Origin of the sequence: Altericroceibacterium endophyticum (genome assembly GCF_009827595.1) — a bacterium.
In the GTDB taxonomy this organism is placed as follows: Bacteria; Pseudomonadota; Alphaproteobacteria; order Sphingomonadales; family Sphingomonadaceae; genus Altericroceibacterium; species Altericroceibacterium endophyticum.
The window spans coordinates 466,214-489,165 of the sequence record NZ_WTYT01000001.1 but is presented as its reverse complement, the minus strand read 5'-3'; the positions used below and the strand labels follow the sequence as shown (position 1 = coordinate 489,165).

General features: G+C 56.1%; 21 protein-coding genes. 9 read left to right on the top strand and 12 right to left on the bottom strand.

The window, feature by feature from the left end; translation table 11 throughout:
- Positions 1–6 precede the first annotated feature (6 nt).
- Positions 7–474: a transcription elongation factor GreA gene (gene greA, locus GRI91_RS02395; RefSeq protein WP_160735016.1), complete on the top strand. Its 468-nt coding sequence runs from the start codon at positions 7–9 to the stop codon at positions 472–474.
- A 245-nt stretch (positions 475–719) separates the two neighbouring features.
- Here the strand turns inward: greA and GRI91_RS02390 are convergent, their stop codons facing one another.
- The 5 genes from GRI91_RS02390 to GRI91_RS02370 form a co-directional block, all read right to left on the bottom strand.
- Positions 720–947, bottom strand: a complete 228-nt coding sequence (locus GRI91_RS02390) for a DUF4170 domain-containing protein (protein ID WP_160735015.1) — start codon at positions 945–947, stop codon at positions 720–722.
- Positions 948–1,019: 72 nt separating this feature from the next.
- Complete coding sequence (locus GRI91_RS02385; RefSeq protein ID WP_160735014.1) at positions 1,020–1,547, bottom strand: hypothetical protein; 528 nt, start codon at positions 1,545–1,547, stop codon at positions 1,020–1,022.
- Positions 1,534–1,899 (bottom strand): hypothetical protein, encoded by a 366-nt coding sequence (locus GRI91_RS02380; protein ID WP_160735013.1) that lies wholly within the window; start codon positions 1,897–1,899, stop codon positions 1,534–1,536. Before GRI91_RS02380 ends, GRI91_RS02385 begins: the two co-directional genes overlap by 14 nt.
- Positions 1,889–2,353 (bottom strand): phage holin family protein, encoded by a 465-nt coding sequence (locus tag GRI91_RS02375; RefSeq protein WP_160735012.1) that lies wholly within the window; start codon positions 2,351–2,353, stop codon positions 1,889–1,891. Before GRI91_RS02375 ends, GRI91_RS02380 begins: the two co-directional genes overlap by 11 nt.
- 6 nt (positions 2,354–2,359) lie before the next feature.
- Positions 2,360–2,857 (bottom strand): hypothetical protein, encoded by a 498-nt coding sequence (locus GRI91_RS02370; RefSeq protein ID WP_160735011.1) that lies wholly within the window; start codon positions 2,855–2,857, stop codon positions 2,360–2,362.
- A 142-nt stretch (positions 2,858–2,999) separates the two neighbouring features.
- Between GRI91_RS02370 and eno the strand changes: the two genes are divergently transcribed.
- Positions 3,000–4,286 (top strand): phosphopyruvate hydratase, encoded by a 1,287-nt coding sequence (gene eno / locus GRI91_RS02365; protein WP_160735010.1) that lies wholly within the window; start codon positions 3,000–3,002, stop codon positions 4,284–4,286.
- A 94-nt stretch (positions 4,287–4,380) separates the two neighbouring features.
- Here eno and GRI91_RS02360 read toward each other — a convergent pair whose 3' ends face one another.
- On the bottom strand, positions 4,381–5,307 hold the full coding sequence (locus GRI91_RS02360; protein ID WP_160735009.1) for an aldo/keto reductase: 927 nt from the start codon (positions 5,305–5,307) through the stop codon (positions 4,381–4,383).
- Positions 5,307–5,726: a 6,7-dimethyl-8-ribityllumazine synthase gene (gene ribH, locus GRI91_RS02355; protein ID WP_160735342.1), complete on the bottom strand. Its 420-nt coding sequence runs from the start codon at positions 5,724–5,726 to the stop codon at positions 5,307–5,309. Before ribH ends, GRI91_RS02360 begins: the two co-directional genes overlap by 1 nt.
- An 85-nt stretch (positions 5,727–5,811) precedes the next feature.
- On the opposite strand from ribH, the gene GRI91_RS02350 reads away from it, so the two are divergent.
- Positions 5,812–6,384, top strand: a complete 573-nt coding sequence (locus GRI91_RS02350) for a flavin reductase family protein (RefSeq protein ID WP_237437599.1) — start codon at positions 5,812–5,814, stop codon at positions 6,382–6,384.
- Between the two features lie 93 nt (positions 6,385–6,477).
- Here the strand turns inward: GRI91_RS02350 and GRI91_RS02345 are convergent, their stop codons facing one another.
- From GRI91_RS02345 to GRI91_RS02335, 3 genes are all read right to left on the bottom strand, one after another.
- Entirely contained in the window at positions 6,478–7,206 is a 729-nt protein-coding gene (locus GRI91_RS02345; RefSeq protein WP_160735007.1) for an SDR family NAD(P)-dependent oxidoreductase, read from the bottom strand.
- Positions 7,207–7,310: 104 nt separating this feature from the next.
- Entirely contained in the window at positions 7,311–8,126 is an 816-nt protein-coding gene (locus GRI91_RS02340; protein WP_160735006.1) for a ferredoxin--NADP reductase, read from the bottom strand.
- Positions 8,127–8,158: 32 nt separating this feature from the next.
- Positions 8,159–8,614: a hypothetical protein gene (locus tag GRI91_RS02335; RefSeq protein WP_160735005.1), complete on the bottom strand. Its 456-nt coding sequence runs from the start codon at positions 8,612–8,614 to the stop codon at positions 8,159–8,161.
- Positions 8,615–8,972: 358 nt separating this feature from the next.
- On the opposite strand from GRI91_RS02335, the gene GRI91_RS02330 reads away from it, so the two are divergent.
- The 3 genes from GRI91_RS02330 to GRI91_RS02320 are packed head-to-tail and all read left to right on the top strand — an operon-like array spanning position 8,973 to position 11,677.
- Positions 8,973–9,164 carry a hypothetical protein gene (locus tag GRI91_RS02330; RefSeq protein WP_160735004.1) on the top strand — a complete coding sequence of 64 codons (192 nt, stop codon included), beginning with the start codon at positions 8,973–8,975 and terminating at the stop codon, positions 9,162–9,164.
- Positions 9,161–10,024 carry a hypothetical protein gene (locus tag GRI91_RS02325; RefSeq protein WP_160735003.1) on the top strand — a complete coding sequence of 288 codons (864 nt, stop codon included), beginning with the start codon at positions 9,161–9,163 and terminating at the stop codon, positions 10,022–10,024. Before GRI91_RS02330 ends, GRI91_RS02325 begins: the two co-directional genes overlap by 4 nt.
- Positions 10,025–10,042: 18 nt before the next feature.
- Positions 10,043–11,677, top strand: a complete 1,635-nt coding sequence (locus tag GRI91_RS02320; RefSeq protein ID WP_160735002.1) for a ShlB/FhaC/HecB family hemolysin secretion/activation protein — start codon at positions 10,043–10,045, stop codon at positions 11,675–11,677.
- 90 nt (positions 11,678–11,767) lie between these two features.
- On the opposite strand, the gene GRI91_RS02315 is transcribed toward GRI91_RS02320, so the two are convergent.
- Both GRI91_RS02315 and GRI91_RS02310 read right to left on the bottom strand, forming a co-directional pair.
- Positions 11,768–12,988: an MFS transporter gene (locus tag GRI91_RS02315; protein WP_160735001.1), complete on the bottom strand. Its 1,221-nt coding sequence runs from the start codon at positions 12,986–12,988 to the stop codon at positions 11,768–11,770.
- Positions 12,989–13,086: 98 nt separating this feature from the next.
- Positions 13,087–14,757: a BCCT family transporter gene (locus GRI91_RS02310; protein WP_160735000.1), complete on the bottom strand. Its 1,671-nt coding sequence runs from the start codon at positions 14,755–14,757 to the stop codon at positions 13,087–13,089.
- 1,007 nt (positions 14,758–15,764) lie between these two features.
- Here GRI91_RS02310 and GRI91_RS02305 point away from each other — a divergent pair.
- The 3 genes from GRI91_RS02305 (at position 15,765) to GRI91_RS02295 (ending at position 22,907) form a co-directional block, all read left to right on the top strand.
- Positions 15,765–18,146 carry a glycosyl hydrolase family 18 protein gene (locus GRI91_RS02305; protein ID WP_160734999.1) on the top strand — a complete coding sequence of 794 codons (2,382 nt, stop codon included), beginning with the start codon at positions 15,765–15,767 and terminating at the stop codon, positions 18,144–18,146.
- 145 nt (positions 18,147–18,291) lie between these two features.
- Complete coding sequence (locus tag GRI91_RS02300; RefSeq protein WP_160734998.1) at positions 18,292–20,814, top strand: carbohydrate-binding protein; 2,523 nt, start codon at positions 18,292–18,294, stop codon at positions 20,812–20,814.
- Entirely contained in the window at positions 20,811–22,907 is a 2,097-nt protein-coding gene (locus GRI91_RS02295; protein WP_160734997.1) for a type II secretion system protein GspD, read from the top strand. The genes GRI91_RS02300 and GRI91_RS02295 overlap by 4 nt, the downstream gene beginning before the upstream one ends.
- Positions 22,908–22,952: the final 45 nt, after the last annotated feature.

Below are 22,952 nucleotides of genomic sequence, written 5' to 3'. Positions count from 1 at the left end.
CGTGCAATGGAAAAAGTGCCAATGCTGGCGGAAGGCTACGAAAAGCTCACCGCTGATCTAAAAGCCTTGCGCCAGGAGCGCCCCAAGATTGTCGAGGCAATCGAGGAAGCGCGCGCGCATGGTGATCTTTCGGAGAATGCCGAATATCATGCTGCGAAGGAGCGGCAGGGTCAGGTCGAAGCGACTATCGCGGACCTGGAAGACAAGACCAGTCGTGCGCAAATCATCGACCCGACCACCCTTTCGGGTGACAAAGTTATCTTTGGTGCGACGGTGACGGTGCTTGATGAAGATGACAAGCCGATGAAATACCAGATTGTCGGCCAGATGGAGAGCGATGCCAAGAGAGGCCGTATCTCCTACGATTCACCGATGGGCCGCGCACTTATCGGCAAGAATGTCGGGGAAGAAGTGGAAGTGACCGTCCCTTCTGGCGAACGCTTCTACCTCATTGAAAAGGTCGAATTCATCTGAGCCCCGTATGTTTCATCAAATGGGATGAGGCATCACTGTTCACCAGGAACACAGGCCGAATGACACTAAAAACGGCTCGCTCCGGAATGGGGCGGGCCGTTTCGCCGTGTCCAGTCGCTGGAGCAACATGGGCGCAGCCAACCATGTGGCTAATTCACTAACATCGCCGGCGTAGGCCGGGTAAATGAAGCCCTTGCCGCACAAAAAAGGGAGATGCCAGGCATCTCCCTTTCCAAAATCTCTGGTCATTTTCCCGGTGCTTGGGGGTCCATCAAACGGTGAAGATGAACGATGACATATTTCATCTCGGCATCGTCTACCGTCCGCTGTGCGGCGCCGCGCCAAGCTTCCAGCGCGGAACTGTAATTTGGGAAGACGCCGACAATGTCGAGATTGTCCACATCTTCAAATTCTACGCCAGTCGGATCGGTTACGCGACCGCCCATTACGAGATGCAGAAGCTGTTCAGCCATTGTGGTCCTTTCGGAATGTTGCGGATGTACCTGTCCCCATAAGACCTTACACGGCGGCTGCAATCCCTGATATTAGCTAATCCGATGACGTAACGTGCGACGCATTTTCTTGTTTGTCTCGCGGGCGAGGGTACGCGCATGATCGCTCGCACCTTCCATGCGGTAATGGGCTCCGCGGCGGAATATTCTTGTGCGGTCACCCACATCATCGCCAAGATCTTCCAGTTTTTCAGCACCGCGACGACCAACCTTCTCCGTCACGTCTGCTGCTTGCTGTGCGTAAGCCATCGCCATATCGGCAGCTATGCCGGCCAGGCCTGCTGCACGCTTCGCGGCCTTGGCTCCGGCTTTGCGTGTTGGAGAGCGCGGGAACATCGCACTGATCACAATACCCAGCGCCAAGCCGCCTGCGGCAACCGTCAGCGGATGTTCTTTTGCAAAATCGGTGAATCTATCTTTCGCTTCGATGGCCTTCTCACCCGCTTTTTCAAGGTTGGAAGGCTGGCGAGCGGTATTGCGATTGGTGGCCGCTTCTACGCGCTTTTCGATTTCTTCACTCTTCGTCACTTCAGGACTTGTCGTCGGTTTAGCTTCTACCATCGCGAAACTCCTTATTCTTTAAATTTGCTTTGTTTTGCGAACGGTTAGACTGCTGCACTGGTTCCTGATCCGCTGCGTCTTCTGGCGGGTTTAGCCACTGCATGATGGGTCTGCGGAAAAGCCACAATAACCCTGCACAAAGAACCCCTCCGACGATCGCCGGATTTTCCAGAAGATAGTCCTGCGTATCATCCGCAAGGTCCGCACCGCCCTCGACAAAACGTGTGCCGATGCGTGAGGCGAGGCCCCGATGTTCGATATCTTCCCGCAGGAAAGCGACATCGCTGTCTATCAGCGCCCGCGCCGCATCTCGCAAAGAACGGTCATGGATCATCTGTTGTTCAAACGTCATTGCCGACCTCTGAATTGTCATCCTTCGCGAAGGCTCTCGACACGGCTTTCACTTTGTCGATCAGCTTTTTCACAGAGGCGTACGCAATGATCAGCAAGCCGCCGACCACCAAGAATGTCGCACCCCATGCGGTTATGATCGGCGTGAGCGCTATGATCAGGCCAACCGTCAGACCAATCAGCGCCAAAAACACGCAGACGAGTGCGACACCACCAAAAGCCGCCGCTAGCTTCAGGCTCTTCAACGTGAACTTCAGGCGGCTCTTCTGGAAGTTCAGCTCGGCCTCAATGTAGATCTTTACATCTTCATAAAGGGCGAGAAGATCATCCAGAATGGAGCGCTCTTCAAAGCCATCACCGTGATAATGATCGTCTTCCGCCCCCGGGGGATCAGGCAAACGAATTTCGCCATCCTCTGGTGGGGTCGGCAGACCGTCTCTCTGTGTTGATGTCACGTGTTTTTACTTGGAGCTACGGAACGTCCGGGCGAACAAATAGCCGACCGCAGCAGCAATGCCGACGGACATGCTAGGGCGACGGCGAATGAACTGACGTGTTTCCTCGGTCAGTTCCTCGACGCTCTTTTCATCAAGGGCAGAGGCGGTTTCGTCGAGCTTCTTTGAAGCAATACGAACGCAGTCACCATATTGCGCGCCCACGGCTTCATCGACCTTGACCGCGTTTTCATCGATCAGTTTGCCAAGGCTGGCGATTGCGCCGCTGACTTTTGCCTTGCCCTCTGTGGCGAGGTTGCTGGCTTTTCCGCGTGCATCACCCTTCATGTCTTCACCCTTGGTCTTCGCCTGATCACGATACCCTTCCATACGCTGTTTAGCTTCGGCGCCGAGTGCAGCGGCCCCAGCTTTTGCTTCTTCAAGCGCAGCGTTGAAGCGTGTTTTGGCTTCGGCCTTGTTGTCATCGGCGAGCTCAACCGGCGTGTTCTTAGGTGTATCGACCATAATTTCCCCTTTTCTTGCTATGCTCCGGCAACAATTCTTCGTCGAAACATCACATTAGTTACATATCATAAAACAAACGCGGCTTGCACGCCATGGTTCCGCCGCATAGGAGATCGCCAAAAGCAAATTGGAGCGATAGCTAATGACCGCGATTATAGACATTCACGGCCGCCAGATTCTTGACAGCCGGGGCAACCCGACCGTTGAAGTGGATGTTCTGCTTGAAGATGGCAGTTTTGGCCGTGCTGCAGTCCCCTCCGGCGCGTCGACCGGTGCGCATGAGGCAGTTGAACTGCGTGATGGCGATAAGAACGTTTATCTGGGCAAGGGCGTGCTCAAAGCCGTCGATGCTGTGAACAACACGATTGCCGATACGCTACTGGGTCTCGATGCCGAGGATCAGCGCGATATTGATCTGGCGATGCTCGATCTCGACGGAACGGATAACAAGGCCAATCTGGGCGCCAATTCGATCCTGGGCACGAGCCTTGCCGTAGCCAAGGCCGCCGCGGCGGCGCGCGGGCTTCCGCTTTACTCCTATATTGGCGGGGTATCCGCCCATATGTTGCCAGTACCGATGATGAATATCGTCAATGGCGGCGAACATGCTGATAACCCGATCGATTTTCAGGAATTCATGATCATGCCGGTCGGCGCCGATACGCTCTCCGAAGCGGTACGGTGGGGCGCCGAGATCTTCCACACTCTGAAAAAGGGACTGGCAGAACGCGGTCTTTCAACTTCGGTCGGAGATGAGGGCGGTTTCGCTCCTAACCTTGCTAGCACACGAGATGCGCTGGATTTCGTAGTGGCTTCGATCGAAAAGGCCGGATTCAAGCCCGGCGATGATGTCATGCTGGCGCTTGATTGCGCCTCAACCGAATTCTTCAAAGATGGCCGTTATGAGATTTCAGGCGAGAATCTTTCCCTGAATGGCGAGGAAATGGCTGATTATCTTGCCAAATTGTGTGATTCCTATCCGATCATCTCGATCGAAGACGGGATGGCAGAAGACGATTTCGAAGGCTGGAAAGCCCTGACATCTGCGATTGGTGACCGGGTTCAGTTGGTGGGGGACGATCTGTTCGTCACCAATCCTGACCGTCTCGCTATGGGTATCGAACAGGGTATGGCCAATTCAATGCTGGTGAAGGTCAATCAGATCGGCACTCTGACGGAAACGCTCGAAGCGGTCGATATGGCGCATCGCGCAGGCTATACGACTGTTATGTCCCATCGCTCGGGCGAAACAGAAGATGCGACGATCGCTGACCTGGCGGTCGCCACCAATTGTGGCCAGATCAAAACCGGGTCGCTTGCGCGCTCTGACCGGCTTGCCAAATACAATCAGCTTATTCGTATCGAAGAAGAGCTGGGCGCGTCCGCCTCTTTCGCAGGCAAAGGCTGTTTCGGACGTCTCGCACGCTAAAGCTGCCAATCAAGACGGGGAAGGGCGGGTTAAACCGCGCTCTTCCCCGTCTTGCATTCGTGGCAATGCAATTCAGTGCCGACTAAAGCCCTTATCAGATCGCGAGGTTGAGGCTTTCGATCTGTTCGGGGCTGAGTTCTAGCCGTGCGGCTTCCAGCAGGGCGTCCAGCTGTTCGGGCTTTCTGGCGCTCGCGATGGGAGCGGTTACAGCCGGTTGAGCAATCAACCAGGCCAGCGAGATGGCCGCGAGGGAGGCATTGGTCTCCTCCGAAATCTTATCGAGTTTTGCCAAAACGCGCTGTCCCTGATCCAGATAGTTTTCGACCATCATTGCGCGATCCTGCCCCTCAAGATCTGATTTTTCACGATATTTCCCGGTCAGGAAACCGGAGGCGAGCGAGAAATAGGTGAAGACCAGAATATCCTGATCAAGGCAGAGATTTTGCAGATCGGCACCAAATTGGCCGCGTTTGACCAGGTTATATTCGTTCTGCAACACGCTGAAAGGCGTACAATCCGCCTCTCTTGCAGCCTGAATGGCCGAGGCAAGCCGGGGAGCATCGAAATTTGATGCGCCGATTTCACGGACCTTGCCTGCCTGCATGAGGGCGTCGAACCCCTGCGCCATTTCCTTCTGCGGTGTCGCGAGATCGTCACGATGCGCATAATAGAGATCGACATAATCGGTCTGCAACCGGTTCAGGGACTGCTCAAGCGCACCGGCAATTGCATCAGGGGCAAGCCCGCCATCTTCACCAGACATGTTGACCTTCGTGCCGATGCGCATGTCACCGCGCACGGCATCCCCTCTCGCTGCCAGCCATTTGCCGAGCACTGTTTCGCTTTCCCCGCCCGAATGGCCATCGACCCAGCTGGAATATCCCTGGGCCGTGTCGATCATTCGTCCGCCATGTTCGTAAAATTTGTCGAGCACGGCGAAGCTCGTGTCTTCGTCGGCGGTCCAGCCAAAAACATTGCCACCAAGGACGATCGGGATTCCGGAAAGCGAAGCATGGGTCATCAGCGAATTTTCTCCTGCAGTTTCAGTAGAGCCATGGCCGCTTCAGCCGCGCCGGCACCCTTGTTGGACTGCTCCGGATCGGCACGCACAATTGCCTGTGCCTCGTTCTCTGTGGTGAGAATGCCATTGCCGATCGCTATGCCGTCCATGGTCAGGGCCATGATTCCTCTTGCGCTCTCTCCGGCAACGATTTCGAAGTGATAGGTTTCCCCGCGAATGACAACGCCGATGGCAACGAAGCCATCATAACCGCCCGCTTCCACCGCCATCGCAATCGCGCCTGGGATTTCGAGCGCCCCGGGAACCGTCAGGATTTCCACTTCATGACCAGCATTCTCCAGGGCCGCTTTCGCGCCGGAAATTAACATATCGTTCAAATGGTCATAAAAACGCGCTTCAACTATTAGAAATCTCGACATAAAAACTCCGGAAATGTGGCTGGCGGGCGACCGATTGAGCGCGCGCAAACTTTGCAGCTGATGCACATAAACTTCCGAGAGGTGGATGAGCAAGGATTCCCCCTTGATCCCTTCGCAACCGGGCCGCATTGTCAGCCACGTGACTGATATGAACGAAAACACCGATGCCATTCTGGACGCATTTCATGCGGCAATGCGGCACGTCTCATCCACCGTCTATGCCATCACAACCGGGCATGGCGGAGCGCGGCATGGTATTATCGCCACCGCCGTCAGCTCGCTGAGCTTTGACCCGCCATCCTTGCTGGTCTGCATCAACCGGTCGGCATCCTTGCATGAACCTCTGGCCAGTGTTGATACATTCTGCGTAAATGTGCTGGGGCTGGGTAATCGCGATGTGGCAGACCAGTTCATGCTCAAGCAGGCAGGGGAAGAACGCTTCGCCATCGGCGATTGGGAGGAGCATCACGGCGTGCCCGTTCTGGCGAATGCCCAATCCAGCTTCGTCTGCAAAACCGCGCATAGCCATGAGTTTGGTACGCACACGATCTTTATCGGGGAACTGATCGCGGCCAGTCACCGGGATAATGCTACCCCGCTTACCTATTATGATCGCCGCTATATCGATATTAGCAATGCACCCGATCAGCCGGGCTGAACTTCACACAGAAATTGCGCAGACCATAAAAAGGCCGGAAAGAATGAACTTTCCGGCCTTTTTATTTGATTTCAGGCTTTTGAATGGCGTTCTTCAGCCGCGGCTGAGGAAGGGGATCTTGTTCTGAACGACCAGACCTTCATAGAAGTTCAAATGATCGGGGATGTCGGCCATATGAATGATGACGTCGGCTATATCCTTGGGATCTGCTGACATATCCGATGGCAGTTTGACCGCACCCGGTGCGATTTCGGTGGCGACGATACCGGGATGAAAAATCGAGACAGCAATATTGTCCTCACGTCCATCGATCGCCATGGCGCGGGTCAAACCATCCAGACCCCATTTGCTGGCGGCATAGGCAGGGCTGTTCTCACGCGGGACGCGTGCTGAAATCGAACCGATATTGATAATCCGGCCATGCCCCTTGCCCTTCATGACGCGCACCGCTGCACGCGAGCAAAGAAATGCGGAGGTGAGGTTCGTGTTGATGACCCGGTTCCAGAGGTCCAGCTCAAGCTCATGCGCCGCTGTGCTGTCGGCAATGCCGGCATTGTTGATCAGCACGTCGACGGTGCCGAAGCGCTCAACCGCTTTTTCAAACAGATTTTCAACGGCTGCTTCGTCCGTCACATCGGTGGCCACGGCCAAGGCTTCACCGCCCATGGCTTCCAGCTTTGTGACCAGTTTATCCAACCGCTCGGCACGGCGGGCGGCCAGCACAACTTTCGCGCCTTTCTCGACAAAGGAAATCGCGCAAGCCTCGCCAATGCCAGAGCTGGCACCGGTGACCACCGCGACGCGACCTTCAAGAATACTCACTGCCTCTCTCCCTTTTTAGGTGTTTCGGTTTCCCGATAAGCGGGCAGCGAGGCTGGAGCAACCGGTTTACCAGATTTTGTCAATTTCATGCGGCATCGAGACGCTCAATCGACAAAGGCCCGCTCGATGACGAATTGGCCAGGCGCGGAATTGGCGCCTTCTGCAAAGCCCAGATCTTCAAATCGGGCCTGAAAATCACGGATCATGTCCATACTGCCGCACAGCATGATACGGTCGGTTTCCGGATTGAATGCTGCCTCACCCCCAAGCAAGTGATGAAACAGTTCGCCATTTTCCATCAGCCTGTCGATCCGGCCCTGAGTGTGGAAATTCTCCCGTGTAACAGTTGGAGCATAGCGGAATTGCACCAGAGCCTGATCGGCCACCAACGGATCGTCCGCCAGTTTCCCTTCCAGTTCCGCGCGATAGGCGAGATCGCTTACTCTGCGGACGGAGTGAACCAGCGTGATTTGTTCATACATGTCATAAATGTCGGGATCACGAATAATACTGAGAAACGGCGCCAATCCGGTGCCGGTCGACAGCAGGAACAGCCTTTTGCCCGGCAGCAGGGCATCGCTCACCAGCGTACCTGTGGGTTTGCGGCCGAGAAAGATATGATCCCCCGGTTCAATCAATTGCAGTCGCGAAGTCAGCGGCCCACCGGGAACTTTAATGGAAAGAAACTCAAGCTCCTCTGCATAGGATGGGCTGGCAATGGAATAGGCCCGAAGCAGTGGGCGGCCATCACCGGGGAGGCCAATCATCACAAATTCGCCCGATCGAAACCGAAAGGAGGCCGGGCGGGAGATGGTGAAGCTGAAGAGATGTTCGTTCCAATGTTTGACTGACAGCACTTCTTCGACGGTCAGGCTTTTGGATGGGGCCAGGGCAGCGCGCAGCTCCAGACGATCGCTCATATTCAAACTTTCAGATTTTGGAGGGGTAGAAATCAGCGCTCAGTGCGCGAGGTGAGGGAATTTTCCAGCGGAGCATCGGGGAATAACCCAATTAGGGCCATTTGCGCGCTGACTTGTTGCGTGAGCAAAACAGCCCGCTGCGCCGTCGAGGCATTGTAAAGCGCGCCAAGCACCATCTGCGGGCGGTCATAGTTGCGGGCGGCTACATCAGACCAGACCGCGAGCAATATGGCTTCCCCTTCATTCACTGGTGCGTGACGGTTTGCCGCAAAGCTGCGCTGTCCACTGGATGTTATGCCCAGCATCATCATCAGCTCATGAAAATCGCCCAGCGCCTGAAGCAGCCCTATTTGGGCAAAACTGACGGACAGGCCGATCTTCGGACAGCGATGATCGAGCGCTGACCATTCCCAAGCGCGCATGGCTGCGAGGAGGAACTGGCTGCCCTGTTCGAGTCGGGTAATGGGTTGATCGACAAATTGATACATCGGCTTGCTCCATTTCACAGACACAGCATACGCTAATGCGAATGATGTGCAATAATGGGCGGCCGTTTTTTTGAGGCGCTTGAATCGGTGTTATCTGTAGCCCTAAATTCCAGCGACTAATCTATGAATAGATGTTTCTTTTTTTCAAGTGGGAACCATTTTGAAAATAGAATATAAGATGCTGTAATGACGAGATTTTTTCAAGAAAGTATCTTTACGTAATCTTAATATCCAGATCGTTCAATCCGGGTGAGGACGGAGTTATTGGAGGCTGATATTATGAAACTTCATAAGTATAATTTCTTAGCCGCTGTCGCCGGATCAATCGCGATACTTGGACTTTCTGGGTGCGAATCCAGTGGCACGACCCGCTTGGCAGCTGTTGGTAATCAAGCACCAGACGAACCTGATGACGGTACTGGAAGCGATGGGAACGGCGGAGATAGTGGAAGCGGTGGCTCAGGCGGGGGCGGCCAGAACGTCGCCCAGGGTGGACGCGGCCCCGCTGGTCCACAAGGTCCTGCAGGAATTGATGGACTGGACGGCTTGACCGATGGTGTCGATGCACTTGCCGCAGGCGGTCTTGTGGGTGAAGAAGGTGTCGCAGGCACCGGCCTGCTCGCGAATACCGGTGATCCTGAGAATACCAATCCTGTCGTGTCTGGCGTATTGGTGGCGACGGGTGAGACCGTTACCACCGTCGCCGACGGGACCTCTCAGATTGCCACTCTGGTGGATGGCGCTTTGCCGGGCGGAGAAACCTCAATCGTCGGGCGTGTTGTGTCCACGGTTGATCGTACCGGACAGGCTCTGGTCGATACCGGAAATGGGCAAGCCTATCTGGTGGATGGCCTGACAGCCGCTCCAGGAGATACGGTCAGCATTGCACTGGGTGAGGCCACCATCGGTGAGCCGACCAACGACAGTCTGATTGGTGTCAGTGCCTTGTCCAATTCTCAGCCAGACGCCTCGCTTGCCAGCGTCGGCGTGGCATCTGGTGCGGAAAGCGATTCTGCCCTGCTAGGGGTCAGCGCATTGTCCGAAAGTCAGAATGACGGCCAGCTGCTTACCGCTGGCGTTGCCTCGAATGGGGAGTTTTTGACATTGGAAAGCCCGGCTTTGCAACAGGGCGAGAGCAATGCCTTGAGCAATACCGTCAATGGCGTCACGGATACGGTGAATGATGTTGCCAGTGGTTTGACGCAAGGTGCATCTTCAGGAGATGGCCTATCCAACACACTTGATGGCGTTACCAACGGTCTCGAAGGAGCAGGTAGCGGCGGTTCTGGCAACGCGCTGGGCGATACTGTTCAAGGCGTGACCGACGGTGTTGGCAACACTGTTGAGGGTCTCACTGGCGGATCATCCAATGGTGGCCTGGTTGGCGGCCTGCTGGGTGGTGGACAGTAAGAGACAGACACACGCACCATGCAAGCTATAAACAAAGTTGCCTCCGGGGCGGCCCTGTTCATCGCGACAGGGCTCGCTCCGCCGGGCTTTGCCCAGACGGCAACGCCGCTCGATGACCAACGGCTCGATCAGTTGCCGCAAGAGGATGTCCGAAAAGATCCGCTAGAATCAGACGCGACAACCTCCGATCCAGTCAGCATTCGCGCCGCTGCCGATCAGGGTTCCACTATCCGACATATCCAGTTTGTTGGAACCGAGGTCCCACTCATTGTGGCCCGAGCGGCTGAGGATTTCGTAGGGCAGGCAGCATCTATCGAAAATCTGCGCGCGCTGACCGCAGCAATGTCACAAGCCTATGGCAAATCCGACATTGCTTTGTTCACCGTGGTCATTCCCGATCAGGATTTTTCGGACGGCACGGTCAAAATAGCCGTGGCAGAAGGGTACATAGAATCTGTTGTGCTGACAGGTGAAGTGGAGGGGCGCGATCTTGATCTGGTCCGCTCCTATGCCGAAAAGCTTCGCCAGGAACAGCCGCTGACCCGCCCGAAGTTGGAGCGGTATCTTTCCTTGATCCGTGATCTGCCGGGCATTGACGTAAAGCCGAAAATGCAGGTTGGATCACGCCGGGGGGCAGTTCGGCTGATCTTGGAACTCGATTATCTCCGCCCCACGGTCAGTGTTTCCTATAATAACCGCAGCACCCAGTTGATCGAGGCTGGCCAGGTGGAGGCCAACGCCAAAGCTTACAACCTGTTTCGCGATGGGGATCAGACCCAAATAACGGGCGCATCATCGACCAATTTCAAAGACTTGCTGTATGTAAGTCTCAGTCATTCTACGCCGATAACATCCGAAGGAACGCGGGTGAGGGCATCGGTTGGGCATCTTGAAACACAGCCCTCCGGTACATTGGTGAAGGGCACAGCGGATACGGCGTCGCTGCTGATCACCCATCCCGTGATCCGCTCCTATCGTACAAATTTGAACGCCGCATTTGGTCTGGATGCGGTTGATTCTGACAGTTCGGCTTTCGGGTCGGTCGTCGCGACAGAGAAGGTGCGCGCATTACGTGCCGCGCTTACGGGCTCTAAAAAGTCACCAGAACGCCTTATATCCGGCCGCCTGACGGTTAGTCAGGGATTGAATATCTTCAATGCGACCGCGGCGGCGAGCCAGAGCGACCTAAAATTCCGGAAAGCGAATGGATTGGTCGCGCTTTCACAGCAGGTCATAACCGACGTGATCGCCCGCGTGCGGCTGAGCGGACAGTGGACCGAGGACCCCGTGCCGGTGACGGAACGCTTTACCGTCGGCGGGGAAACATTGGGCCGCGCTTTCGAAAACGGACTGATTAGCTCCGATCGAGGATTGGGATCGTCGCTTGAACTAGCCTTCCGGCCGCTATCCGGCGATTTTGGTCCAAGCGAGATCTATGGCTTCGTGGATTACGCTACAGGAGACGTATTGGCGCGAGGACGCTTCACCGGTGCAAGCTTCGATATGGCATCTGCAGGCGGAGGGGTGCGGATAGGCTATTCGGACAAGGGAATGATTGGGCTGGAAGCTGCCCGTGTGATTGACAAGCCCTATTCCAGTTACAGCAAGAAGTGGCGTATCAGCGTCAACTGGAAATTGTCACTCAGACCTTGATCGAAGGACGATCCTGAAACGCAGCCTTGCGTGTTCGTTTCCAACGAGTACGCTCCCTTATGTGCGAGAACAGCCCGTTCCATCGCGCGCTTATTCTTCTTCGACTTCCAGCACCGCGACCATGGGCGTGGTTCTGGGCAGTGACTGGAACGCCCCCTGGTCCTCGGCACTGACTGGCTTGCCAACGATCGCGCGCCATAACGCGAAAAGCGTACCGACCAGGGCAAAGGCGGACATGGTTGCAAACAGGCCGCGAACGCCCAGCACTTGCATGCCGGCTGACGCGATCATCGGGCCGACGACCGCGCCAGCAGAATAGGTAAGCACCAGACCGCTGCTTGCACCAACGCGTTGCTCCTCCGTCAGATGATCGTTCGAGTGGGCCACGCACAATGGATAAAGAGCAAAGGCAAACCCGCCAAACAGGGTACCGAGTACGAAGAGGAGGGCGCTTGGCTGGGAAAAGAAGGAAAGCACGATGCTTATGGCAAGCACGATGCCCATGCAGCCGATTATCACCGTCCGTCGGTCGAACCGATCGGAGAGGAGCCCGAGCGGCCATTGCAGTGCGACACCGCCGCCAATGACGCAGGATGTGAAGAAGGCCACTTCGGCCAATCCCATCCCGAGCCGCTGGATGAAAACCGCGCCCATCGCATAAAATGCGCCGAGAATGGCGCCGGTGGTCAGCACTCCGATCACTCCGAGTGGCGAGGCGTCATAAAGACGCCGAAGCGAGAACGGGGCGATATGCTCCATTTGCGGTTGGTCGATCTTGGTCAGCGCCACTGGGACGACCGACAGCGACAGCAGGATAGCGGCTATCACAAAGGGCAGGCTGGGCTGCTGCGTGCCAAGGTTGAGCAGGAACTGACCCAGCGCCTGTCCACCATAAAGCGCGATCATGTAGGCCGCCAGGATCGAGCTGCGGGTGGTCGCACTCGCTTGCCGGTTGAGCCAGCTTTCCAGACAGACGAAGACGCCGGCCATCATAAAGCCATCGACAAGTCGCAACATGCCCCAGACCGGGGCGCTCATAGTGATTGAGTAGGCAAGGCTGCTCGCCGAGAACAGCGAGACGAAGGCGGCGAATGATCGAATATGGCCGACCCTCGCAATCAGCTGAGGCACCCGTACGGACCCGATCGTGATTCCGGCAAAATAGGCCGCTGCGACCAGACCGATCGTGAACGCATTCGCACCCTGCGCCTCAAGCCGGACCGAGATCAGGGTCGATAGAAAACCACCGCCCGCCATGATGACGAAAATCGCGACGAGCAGGGTTCGAACAGAGACGAGCGAGGTGAACATGACCCGCCCTTTAGCGGCATCGTGTTCTGTCTGACAGTGCCTAATAATACTATCGTATCATAGGCTGTCATCGCTTGTGATTGGCCATGCGTATCCAGCTAGGCGTCTATATCGTCCGTCGTCGCGGCAATGCCGTGGTGCATGCGAATAAGATCGAACACCACCGCCTTGATGATCGATACCAGCATGAGTGCAGTGACGAAGGAGAATGGAAGCGCACCGATTATCATCGTAACCCTGATTGCATCAATCCCGCCAAGGATGAGCATGCTGCCCACGATCAGCGCCAGTGCTACGCCCCAGAAGATGATATGCCGCCGCCTGCGGCCTTCGCTCTCTCCCGCTCCATTGATCGTATTGACGATAAGGATCGCGCTGTCCGCCGATGTGATGAGGTAGGTTATCAGCAGGATTACAACAAATCCCGTTACCACTATCATGGCGATCGGCCCGAGCATCACCGAAAGAGTGGCGAAGAGCTGATCGGAAATCGAGGCAGCGAGAATCTGCCCCTGCGCCGCGCCGTTCAATTCCAGCTGAATCGCAGTGCCTCCGGCAAGCGCCATCCAGACGAAACAGAGCAGAGAAGGCGCGATGATTACGCCCAGCACATATTCGCGGATCGTTCGACCGCGCGAAACGCGGGCCACGAACATGCCGACAAAGGGAGCGAATGCGACCCACCAGGCCCAGTAGAAGATGGTCCAGTCGAGTTGCCATTGCGATAGGGCATCGCCGATCGCGCTGCCGTCTGGCGTGAAATGGGTAATCGAGGTCGGCACGATTTCGACGACGTAATTCCAGATAGAACGCACGAGCAGGTCGAGACCAAAAAGACCGGAGCCCACGAACAGAAACAGGGCCAGCAATGCGAAAGAGAGGACCAGATTGATATTCGACAGCCATTTGATGCCCTTGCCAACCCCGGAAAGCGCGCTGAGCGTGGAGGCGCCGACGAGCAAAACGAGCGAGACAATGATGGCCAAAGCGGATGCGCTTCCGTCGCTGTCGAGCAGCCAGTCCGAAGCCCCGAGCCTCGCCAACCCCGCAATGAATTGCTCAACGCCGAGGCCCATCGTCACCGCGATGCCCAGAAGCGTGGCGACAACGGCGACGATGTCGACGAAATGACCGGCAACACCGGACATCGCCTTGCCGAAAATCGGCGCCAATGCAGAACGGATCGTCAGTGGCAGGCCGCGTCGATAGGCAACGTAGCCGATCGCGAGGCCAACCAGCGCGTAGGTTGCCCAAGCGGCAATGCCCCAATGCAAAAAGGTGTAGAGATAGGCGGAAGGCACCGCATCGGCCGAACGCGCCGCGACACTGCCATCGATGATCGCCGGATTGTTGGAAAAATGCGCCAGCGGCTCGCCCACGGCATAAGTAAGCATGCCGATCCCGATGCCAGCGCCGAACAGCATGGAAAACCATGAGAGTCGCGAGAATTCGGGTTCCTCATCCTCGAGCCCGATTTTCAGCTTGCCGCTCATCGGGACGATGGCAAGCGCAAGACATGTTACCATGATGGCGGCCACGAGATAGATGTACCATCCGGCAAATTCTCGGATGATTGAACTGTTTACCTCGGCGAGCGTGTCTGCCGCATTTACGGGAAAGAAAATCGCCCAGATGATCAGCAGAGTGACGATGATTTTTGCCGGGATTGTCACCTCCCGACTGAAGCCGTCGTAAAACCCGCTGTCAGCCGTGGATATCGGCAGGTCAACAAGCGGGGGCGCGATCGGCGCATCGGGTTCGGACGACATCAGGAAAATCTCTTTTTCGGCGAATAGCCGAGGATTGGTTGCAGCGATGGATAGGGGAGCTTCCTAGCGGCGACGAGCCAGATATCAAGCTTGGCGCCGACATTAGGCCTTTCGATGGCGCAGCTTGCGCGCGCCAAATATCCGCCAAATTTCAAATCCTTAATTTCCTATGAGGGCGTGAGATCCACCTCTGTGGAGGATGTCGTCTATGCTCAATCGGTTCTCTTTTCGTCTTCAACGTCATGAATGTGCTGCGGATTGCCAAGAGGTGAGCAATGCCAAAGGCCTCACTCTGCTGAAGATGCAGGTTGTGATCTGAAGTAATGCCTGGCTGATCTGACATTGGAGAAGCGTCTGCTCATAAAAAGCTGACGACGAACACACCAGCATGCGCGCTCCTTAAGGCGCCGCCTGATGGAAGAGCGGCTGACTGACTTCAGCGGCCTGTGGCCATCAAGAAGAACCGCTCAAATAAACCGATCCGTTTCGACGGGCTCGGGCCAGCCTTTTTGCCGGATCGAGCTGGCCGTCGCCGCTCCCGATTCTCCCGCCCCAGCCATTCATCTCCATCGCCGAAAATGTCTGCAAAACGCGGTAATCGACGGCCACTGGTGACGACATGAATACAGGGAATTCAGTTGCTTGAATGGTTAATGTTTATGTTCGCGTGCTCTATGTGGAGGGTCTTAGTATCCGCGCGTTTTTCATGGAGTTAGTATTTAGACACTTAATTGGCATTACTTCAAAATTTCCGGAGAGTGTCGACTAAGTATTTAACTCTAAGGAATGATTTCACAATTAATTTATACAATTAGAGTGAAAAAAGCGAGAAGGGTTCTCCAATTTTGTGGAGCCGTGACACTGGCTGCAAGGATAACTCGAGATTCTCCAAATTCTCTTCGGTCAAAGAGTAATTGAACAGGGTGAATGTTATGAATAAAAAAACTGGAAAATGCTTCACGGCCGCAGCTGGCATGCTGTCACTCATGATGGCCAGTTCCTCCCTGATGTCTGTAGCCTCAGCGCAGACAGTGGTAGAGGATGGTGTCGGGACGATGGCCCCTGAAGCGCCTGTCGCCGATGGCGTCGCCACCAACAAGGCGCGCACGACATACTACAAGAATCGTCACTATGACGTTCCAGAAAATCGCGAAGTTGGCGCTTATTATGCGAGTTGGGGCGTCTATGGCGGTCGTGATTATGCGCCGCATCAGGTTCCTGTTGAGCGTCTTACGCATGTCTATGTGGCCTTTGGCGGCATCTGCGGGGAAAACCCGGCCGCCTATTCCAACGGCGCCGGCCTGAAGTCGAGCTGCCAGGATCTCGGCAGAGACAACAGCAACGGTGCCTACTATCTCTCCCAATCACTGCTCAATCGTGGTGGTTCGGCGTCTCTTTCGAACGGTGAAGTATCGTTCGTGGATGACAATTGGGCCTATTGGGATCGGGGTTACACCGATAGCAATGGCAACGCCTATGAGGGTGAAATTCAAGGCATGATTGCGTGGAAGAACCGCAATCCTGACTTGAAGGTAGTCTGGTCGCTTGGCGGCTGGAGCTATTCCCGTCCGTTCTTCGAAATGACCAAGTCGCCCCAGAAGCGCAAGAAGTTCATAGACTCGGTGGTCGCCTGGTTGGATGATCCGGTTATGGGCTTCGTTGACGGGGTCGATATCGACTGGGAATTCCCTGGTGGCCTCGGTGCGGATGCTGGTGTGGGTGATGCCTCGGTTGACGGCAGCAATTATGTCGCGCTGGTCAAAGAGCTTCGCGAAGCTCTCGATGCGCTGGGTGAAAAGAACCAGCGCAGCTACGAACTCACCACGGCGATCGGCGTCGGCCCTGACAAGCTCGACAATTTTGGGTTGAGCGCAAAAATCGCTCAAATGCTGCCGTATATCGACCGTCTTGGTCTCATGAGCTATGACTTTAGCGGGTCATGGGACAATGCCGTTGGTTTCAATGCTGCGATCAATGACGGTAAATCGCCGCTGGGCGTCGAATATGTGCTGAAACTTCTTCGTGATGAACATGGCATCACAGACTTCTCCAAGGTGGCAATGGGACTTGCGTTCTATGGCCGCTCGCATGGCAACGTGGTGGCATCCGATGCTGCTTCTCTAGTCGGAGCACCCTCGAAAGGGGCTGGCCCAGGCGGCACGATCGAAGATGGCAGCTTTTCCTATTTCGACCTTTATACGAACTATATCGGACCTGAAGGCAAAGGCATCAACGGCTGGTCAGCACACTATTATCCTGAATATGGCGCTGGCCTGCTTTGGAATCCTGCCAAGACACAGGTGATCAGCTTCACCCCTCCCAAGGGCATCGAAGCCAGTGTTGAACTGGCCAAGAAGTATAATATGCGCGGGGTGTTCGCATGGACGGTCGATGACGACAACGGCATGCTGCTCGAAGCTGTTCACCAGGCTTACGGACATAATGTCACTTCGGTTCAGCCTAAGAACAAGCCATATGTCTACGCTCCGGCGTGCGACATGGCATCAGGCCTCACGATAAAGCCTGGCATGGTCTTTTCCAAAGACGGCTCTGTTTACGAGGCTAAAGGCTGGGTCTCGAATTGCCCTAGCATGGGTGAATCATGGGAGCAGGCGAACTGGACAAAGCTGGGGAGTGCCTCAGAGTATACAGTTCTGAGCGGAGGCGCTGCAAGCGCGAGCGCCGCGAATAGCGGTAGCGACACGAGCAATGCTGTGGTGTCTCAGCCGACAACGCCTACTCCCACTCCCGCTCCAACCGCTCCTGCAACCGAGACGCCGGTTGAAACGTCGCCCCCTGCAACGACAGACCCGGCGACGCAGCCTGCCGAAGTGGTCACGCAGCCATCGCCAACCACTGGCGCCTCGGTTGACGGGGTTGCAGGCTGGAGCAGCAGCGCCGTCTATGCCACGAATGGGACGCAAGTCTCGTACAACGGCGCAATCTGGGCGAACAAGTGGTGGACTCAGGGCGAAGAGCCGGGTGCTTCTCAGGTTTGGGAGAAGGTGTCCGGGGGCGCGACCTCAGCGCCAGCCAACAGTGCTGCCCAGGGTGGAGCCACACAGCCCACTGACAGTGCCGCGCCGTCTTCGACCTCGGCATGGTCGCCAACCACGGCCTATTCCGCAGCCGACACCATAGTCTCGCACAACGGTTCGACCTGGAAGAACAAGTGGTGGACGCAGGGTGAAGAGCCCGGCAACTCGCCCGTCTGGGAAGAAATGGCGTCATCCTCGGCCGCGGCGACTGGACCTCAGGCGTGGCAGTCCGGCCGTGCCTATGCCAGCGCGGGCACCATTGTGACGCACAATGGCAAGCAGTGGAAGAGCAAGTGGTGGACGCAGGGTGAAGAGCCCGGTGTGGCCGCCGTTTGGGAAGAAGTGCAGTAAGAAGATGCTGGGGGCAGGCAGGCGACAGTCTGCCTGCCCCCAGCATCCTTCGGCTGCCCCAGACAGGCTGCTGAGTTTCAGCCGCTACTAACCAATTCATGCCTCATCAACGCTCCGTCACCGACTGCGACACAAGGAGGGCAATATGAGCCGAAAACTTCCTATCAATATGCTGGCTTTTGCTTTGGTAGCTGGCTTGTCGAGTCCTGCAGAGGCGCAATCGATCATTCCCGGCTGGAGCAAACAGTTCTATTATCGCTACGGTTCCGTCGTCATCTACGAAGGACGTCGGTATCGGGCGATAAAGCCTTCGAAGGACAAGGCGCCGGCTGACAATCCGACTTACTGGCTTGATCTCGGTGACTACCCTCTGGAGGGCTATGTTCCTGGCTTAGGCTATACGATACCCGCGGACCGCGCCGAAGGCGGGATCACTGCAAAATCAGATGTCCCCGAGGCGCCTTCAGTCATGAGTGATGACGGTACGACGCCCCCTGCTGAAAGCGATGAGCCGCTGGCTCGCGATGCCTGGAATGCAACCCAAGTCTATTCCACTATCGGGCAGGTGGTATCCTATCAGGGAAAGCGCTGGCGCAATATTGCGTGGACTCAAGGAGAGCGTCCCGGCGAGGGATCTGCCTGGGTGGCGCTGAATATCGATGCTTCCGATGCAACGCCCGACTGGAACAGCCAGACAATTTATGAAGAGCCTAGTCTGCGGGTGAAGCACAATGGTCTCACCTGGGAAAATTCAGCTTGGACACAAGGCGAAGAACCCGGTCGCGCGGCTGTCTGGAAAGCCACAGGCCGCGACAGCACGGGCGTTGAAAACTGGGACGAGCTCAAGACTTACAGCGAAATCGGTTTGGTTGTTCGCCATCTCGGGCGCACCTGGCGCAACACTGCCTGGACGCAAGGCGAAGAACCTGGATATGCCGCTGTCTGGGTTGAGCCCGAAGCCGATCGTGCAGGTGCGGTTGCTGACTGGGATCCGACACGCATATACGACCTGCCCGGTACGATCGTGATGCACGACGGTCGCATGTGGCAGAGCACGGGCTGGACGCAAGGCGAGGAGCCCGGATACGCCCCTGTCTGGAAGGAATATGGCGCTCGCGATCCAAGTGCGGTGGAGCCCTGGAACAGCGAGACCGTCTATAGCACCGTCGGTACATACGTTTCGCACGAAGGAAAGGTCTGGTCCAACAGCGCTTGGACCCAGGGCGAGGAACCGGGCACTGCGGATGTATGGAGCCAGGTGACCGCAGATGAGCCGGATTCTGAAACTGGCGGCGGCTCGGAACAGCCCGGTTCAGACGACGAATGGGTTGCCACGAAGGTGTACGATCAGGCCGGAACCAAAGTTCGCTATTCCGGACAGATTTGGGCCAACAGATGGTGGACAGTTGGCGATGAGCCCGGCGTCACAGATGCGTGGGTGTGGGTGGAGTCCGAAGACGGAGAGTCCGCTTGGCGCCCCACCTGGCAGCCGGGTTATGTCTATGACACTCCTGGAACAGAAGTGGAATATGAAGGCCATATCTGGGCCAATGCCTATTGGACACGGGGCGATGTGCCCGGTGAATCTGCTGCGTGGCGTCTGATCAGCTCTCCGGGGGATGAACCGCTGAACTGGCATCCGCAAATGGCGTATGAAACCCCCGGAACACAAGTGGAATATGAAGGCCGTATCTGGGCCAATGCGTATTGGACGCGAGGCGAAATACCTGGTGAATCTGCCGCGTGGCGTCTTGTACGCTCGATGGTGGATGAGCCGCTGAATTGGCATCCGCAAATGGTGTATGACACACCGGGAACCGTCGTCATCTACGATGATGTCCTGTGGAGGAACAAATGGTGGGCAGAAGGTAAGGACATTCCGGGCGGAGCCACCGGTGCCTGGGAGCTAGTTTCGGCTGGTGAAGATCAGAATGCACCATGGGACGCGTCGAGAAGCTACCCGGTGGGGAGCGAAGTCGATTTCGAAAGCCGTCATTGGCGCGCAGAAAACGCCACTCAGGGTGAAGAACCCGGTACCGGGGCAGCGTGGGCTCTGATTTCAGCGACGACGACTGAACCCCTGATCTGGAACGCGCTGACCCACTATGTCATGTTGGATGTGCAGGTCCGCCATGAAGGCCGTATCTGGAGCAACCTTCAGGACAGCCGTGCCGATGTCCCTGGCGCATCATCAGCCTGGAAGCTCGTCAGTTCGGAAACGACCGAACCCCTGACATGGCATAATGCAGTCATCTTCGATCGTGCGGGGATAACCGTGCGGCACAACGGAGCATTGTGGGAAAACAAGTGGTGGACCCAGGGTGACGAGCCGGGGAACTCGGATGTTTGGCAGGCCGTCGTCTCGGACGGAGGCGGCCCCCAGAACTGGAACCCTTCGATAGTCTACGATCAGGCCGGAACGATCGTGATCTACAATGGCCAGCAGTGGGAAAACAAGTGGTGGACCCAGGGTGATGAGCCCGGGAACTCGGATGTTTGGCAGGCTATCGTCTCGGACGAAGGCGCCCCTCAGAACTGGAACTCTTCGAAAGTCTACGATCAGGCTGGAACGATCGTGATCTACGATGGCCAGCAGTGGCAAAACAAATGGTGGACCCAGGGTGACACCCCGGGCGCATCAGATGGCCCCTGGGAGCTGGTGCAATGATCTCCTCAGAATGGAAAAGAAATATGCGACCTTTAACGCTGTTGTTGGCATTCTGTAGCCTTGGCACATTGTCTGCCTGTATGACGCCGCACGACATGTTGACGGACCGTGACGAGAAGCTGAAAAAAGCGACGGAAGTCTCGATGGACGGCAATAATCAAGCTCTTGCCACATTGGTTGAGAAGGCCAAGGATAAAGCCGAGAGGTCGGGAGACTTCGATGACTACGTCGATTATCACTACCTCAAATCGGCTTCTGCCCGATTGATTTACCTGAAGGTAAACTCCCTTCTATCGGACGGCAGACAATCGGAAGCTATTCCGTTTGTGCGAGAGGGTCTTCGCATCGCGCCGCAGCATATCGGGCTTCTGAAGGTAGCCGAGCAGCTCGATACCATCCAGCAGACTCAGTACGTGCTCAATGGTTTGGCTCCGACGTCCCGGTCTGCACGTGTGATCAATCGCATGTTCGATCGTCGCATGCTGTATGCGCGAGGCTTTCGTTTCCCTTCTTCTTCCGCTTTGGATGATTTTACGAACGATAATCTCACGCCATATCGTAATTACTACGAGATTCTTTCCACGCCGCTCAAGGAGCTGATGGCGGAGCCATCGGGAAATCTTGGCTCTGCCGCATTATACAAGGCAAGTGATCGGTCGAGGTCAGGCATTCCCGCAGGTAATATGGCTCCGGTTAGTGTGACGGCTGTTCTTGATCATTTGCGGCAAGAGCTGCGTATCCCGGTAGCAGTTCATGATTCCGCTTTCAGCGTCATTCGTCAGCATCCACCCATAACGCTCGAAAATGACGATATGAGCGCCCTGGATGTTCTGAAATCCATCGCAGAAACGACGCCCGTAAACACCGTTATGGGACCCTTCGGACTATTCATGTTCGTCGGCCCTGACATTCCCTACAGTTTGGACAATGGGCAACGTGTGTTCACGCTAAGGTCCGAATATCGGCCTACAGCGACCATCATCGCTGGCCTGCGTGCGGTCGGCTTTGCGCAGAATCTTGCTGGCGTTGACGAAGACAGCTCTACCATCTGGTTTCGAGGGTCCATTGGTGAGTATTTGCGCGCGATTGAATATATGTCGACCGTCGACACGCCACCCTCGGAGGTTCAGCTCAATGTCGAAGTGGTCGAAATAGAGGAAAGCCTCATTCAGGAAATTGGTGCTCGCGTTCCTCAAAGGGTCGATTTCAACCTCGCTGACCCGACATATCGCCAATATATATTTAACCCCGTAAACGGGGAAACGCCTGATATTTTGGGCAACAGCGGGATCATCGTTAATAATAACACGACCGGCTCTGTGAACATGGCCAACCTGCTGAACCAGTCTATCGAAGATGTTGTTCGTGCAGTGGTAACCGACGGTTCCTTTTCCGCAGCTGCGAGAGAGAAGAAGTACAAGCTGAATATTCTTGAACGGCCCACGCTGAGGCTACGATCGGGAATTAAAGGCCGTATCGATGTGGGCAGCCGACTGCCTGTGATCACGGCGACGGCAACATCGTCCGGATTTATTTCCGAGCAGGTCACTTACGTAAATGCCGGTATCATGATCGAGGCGACGGGACGTTTGGCGCAGGATGAGAAGCTGCATCTCGACCTGACGCTCACGACATCCAATCTGGTCAAGATGATAAGCAGTCCGAGCGGCTCAAGCGCCCCTCAATTGTCGAACCGCGAGGTGCAGACCTCACTCATTCTGAGAGATGGAGAAACAGCTTTGATCGGCGGTATCTCGTCGTTCAAGGGAGCAAGCGAAAATGACGGCCTGCCCGGCCTGGCTCGTTCGCGCGTGACCTCTGCGCTGGGTGGCACAACGGGTTTCGACCAATCGCGCAGCGAGCTGCTGATGTTTATCACCCCAGAGATCATCTCAGGCGAAAGCTACTCTTCGCGCAATTGGATCGGCATCGATGGTGGCGGTGGTGCAGCACCTTACGTGCCCGTTTCTGGCTCGGGTGCTCCGACTGGGCGAAGCGCTCCCTCTTCACAGATGAGGCCGGCGGGTGTTAACGCGGGAGGCACGCCAGAGGACCGGAATATGGAGGGCGCACGCTCTGGGCGGAGGGGGTAAAGCTCAGAACTCAATGATCACCGTCTGAATGCGACTCTCGCGGCA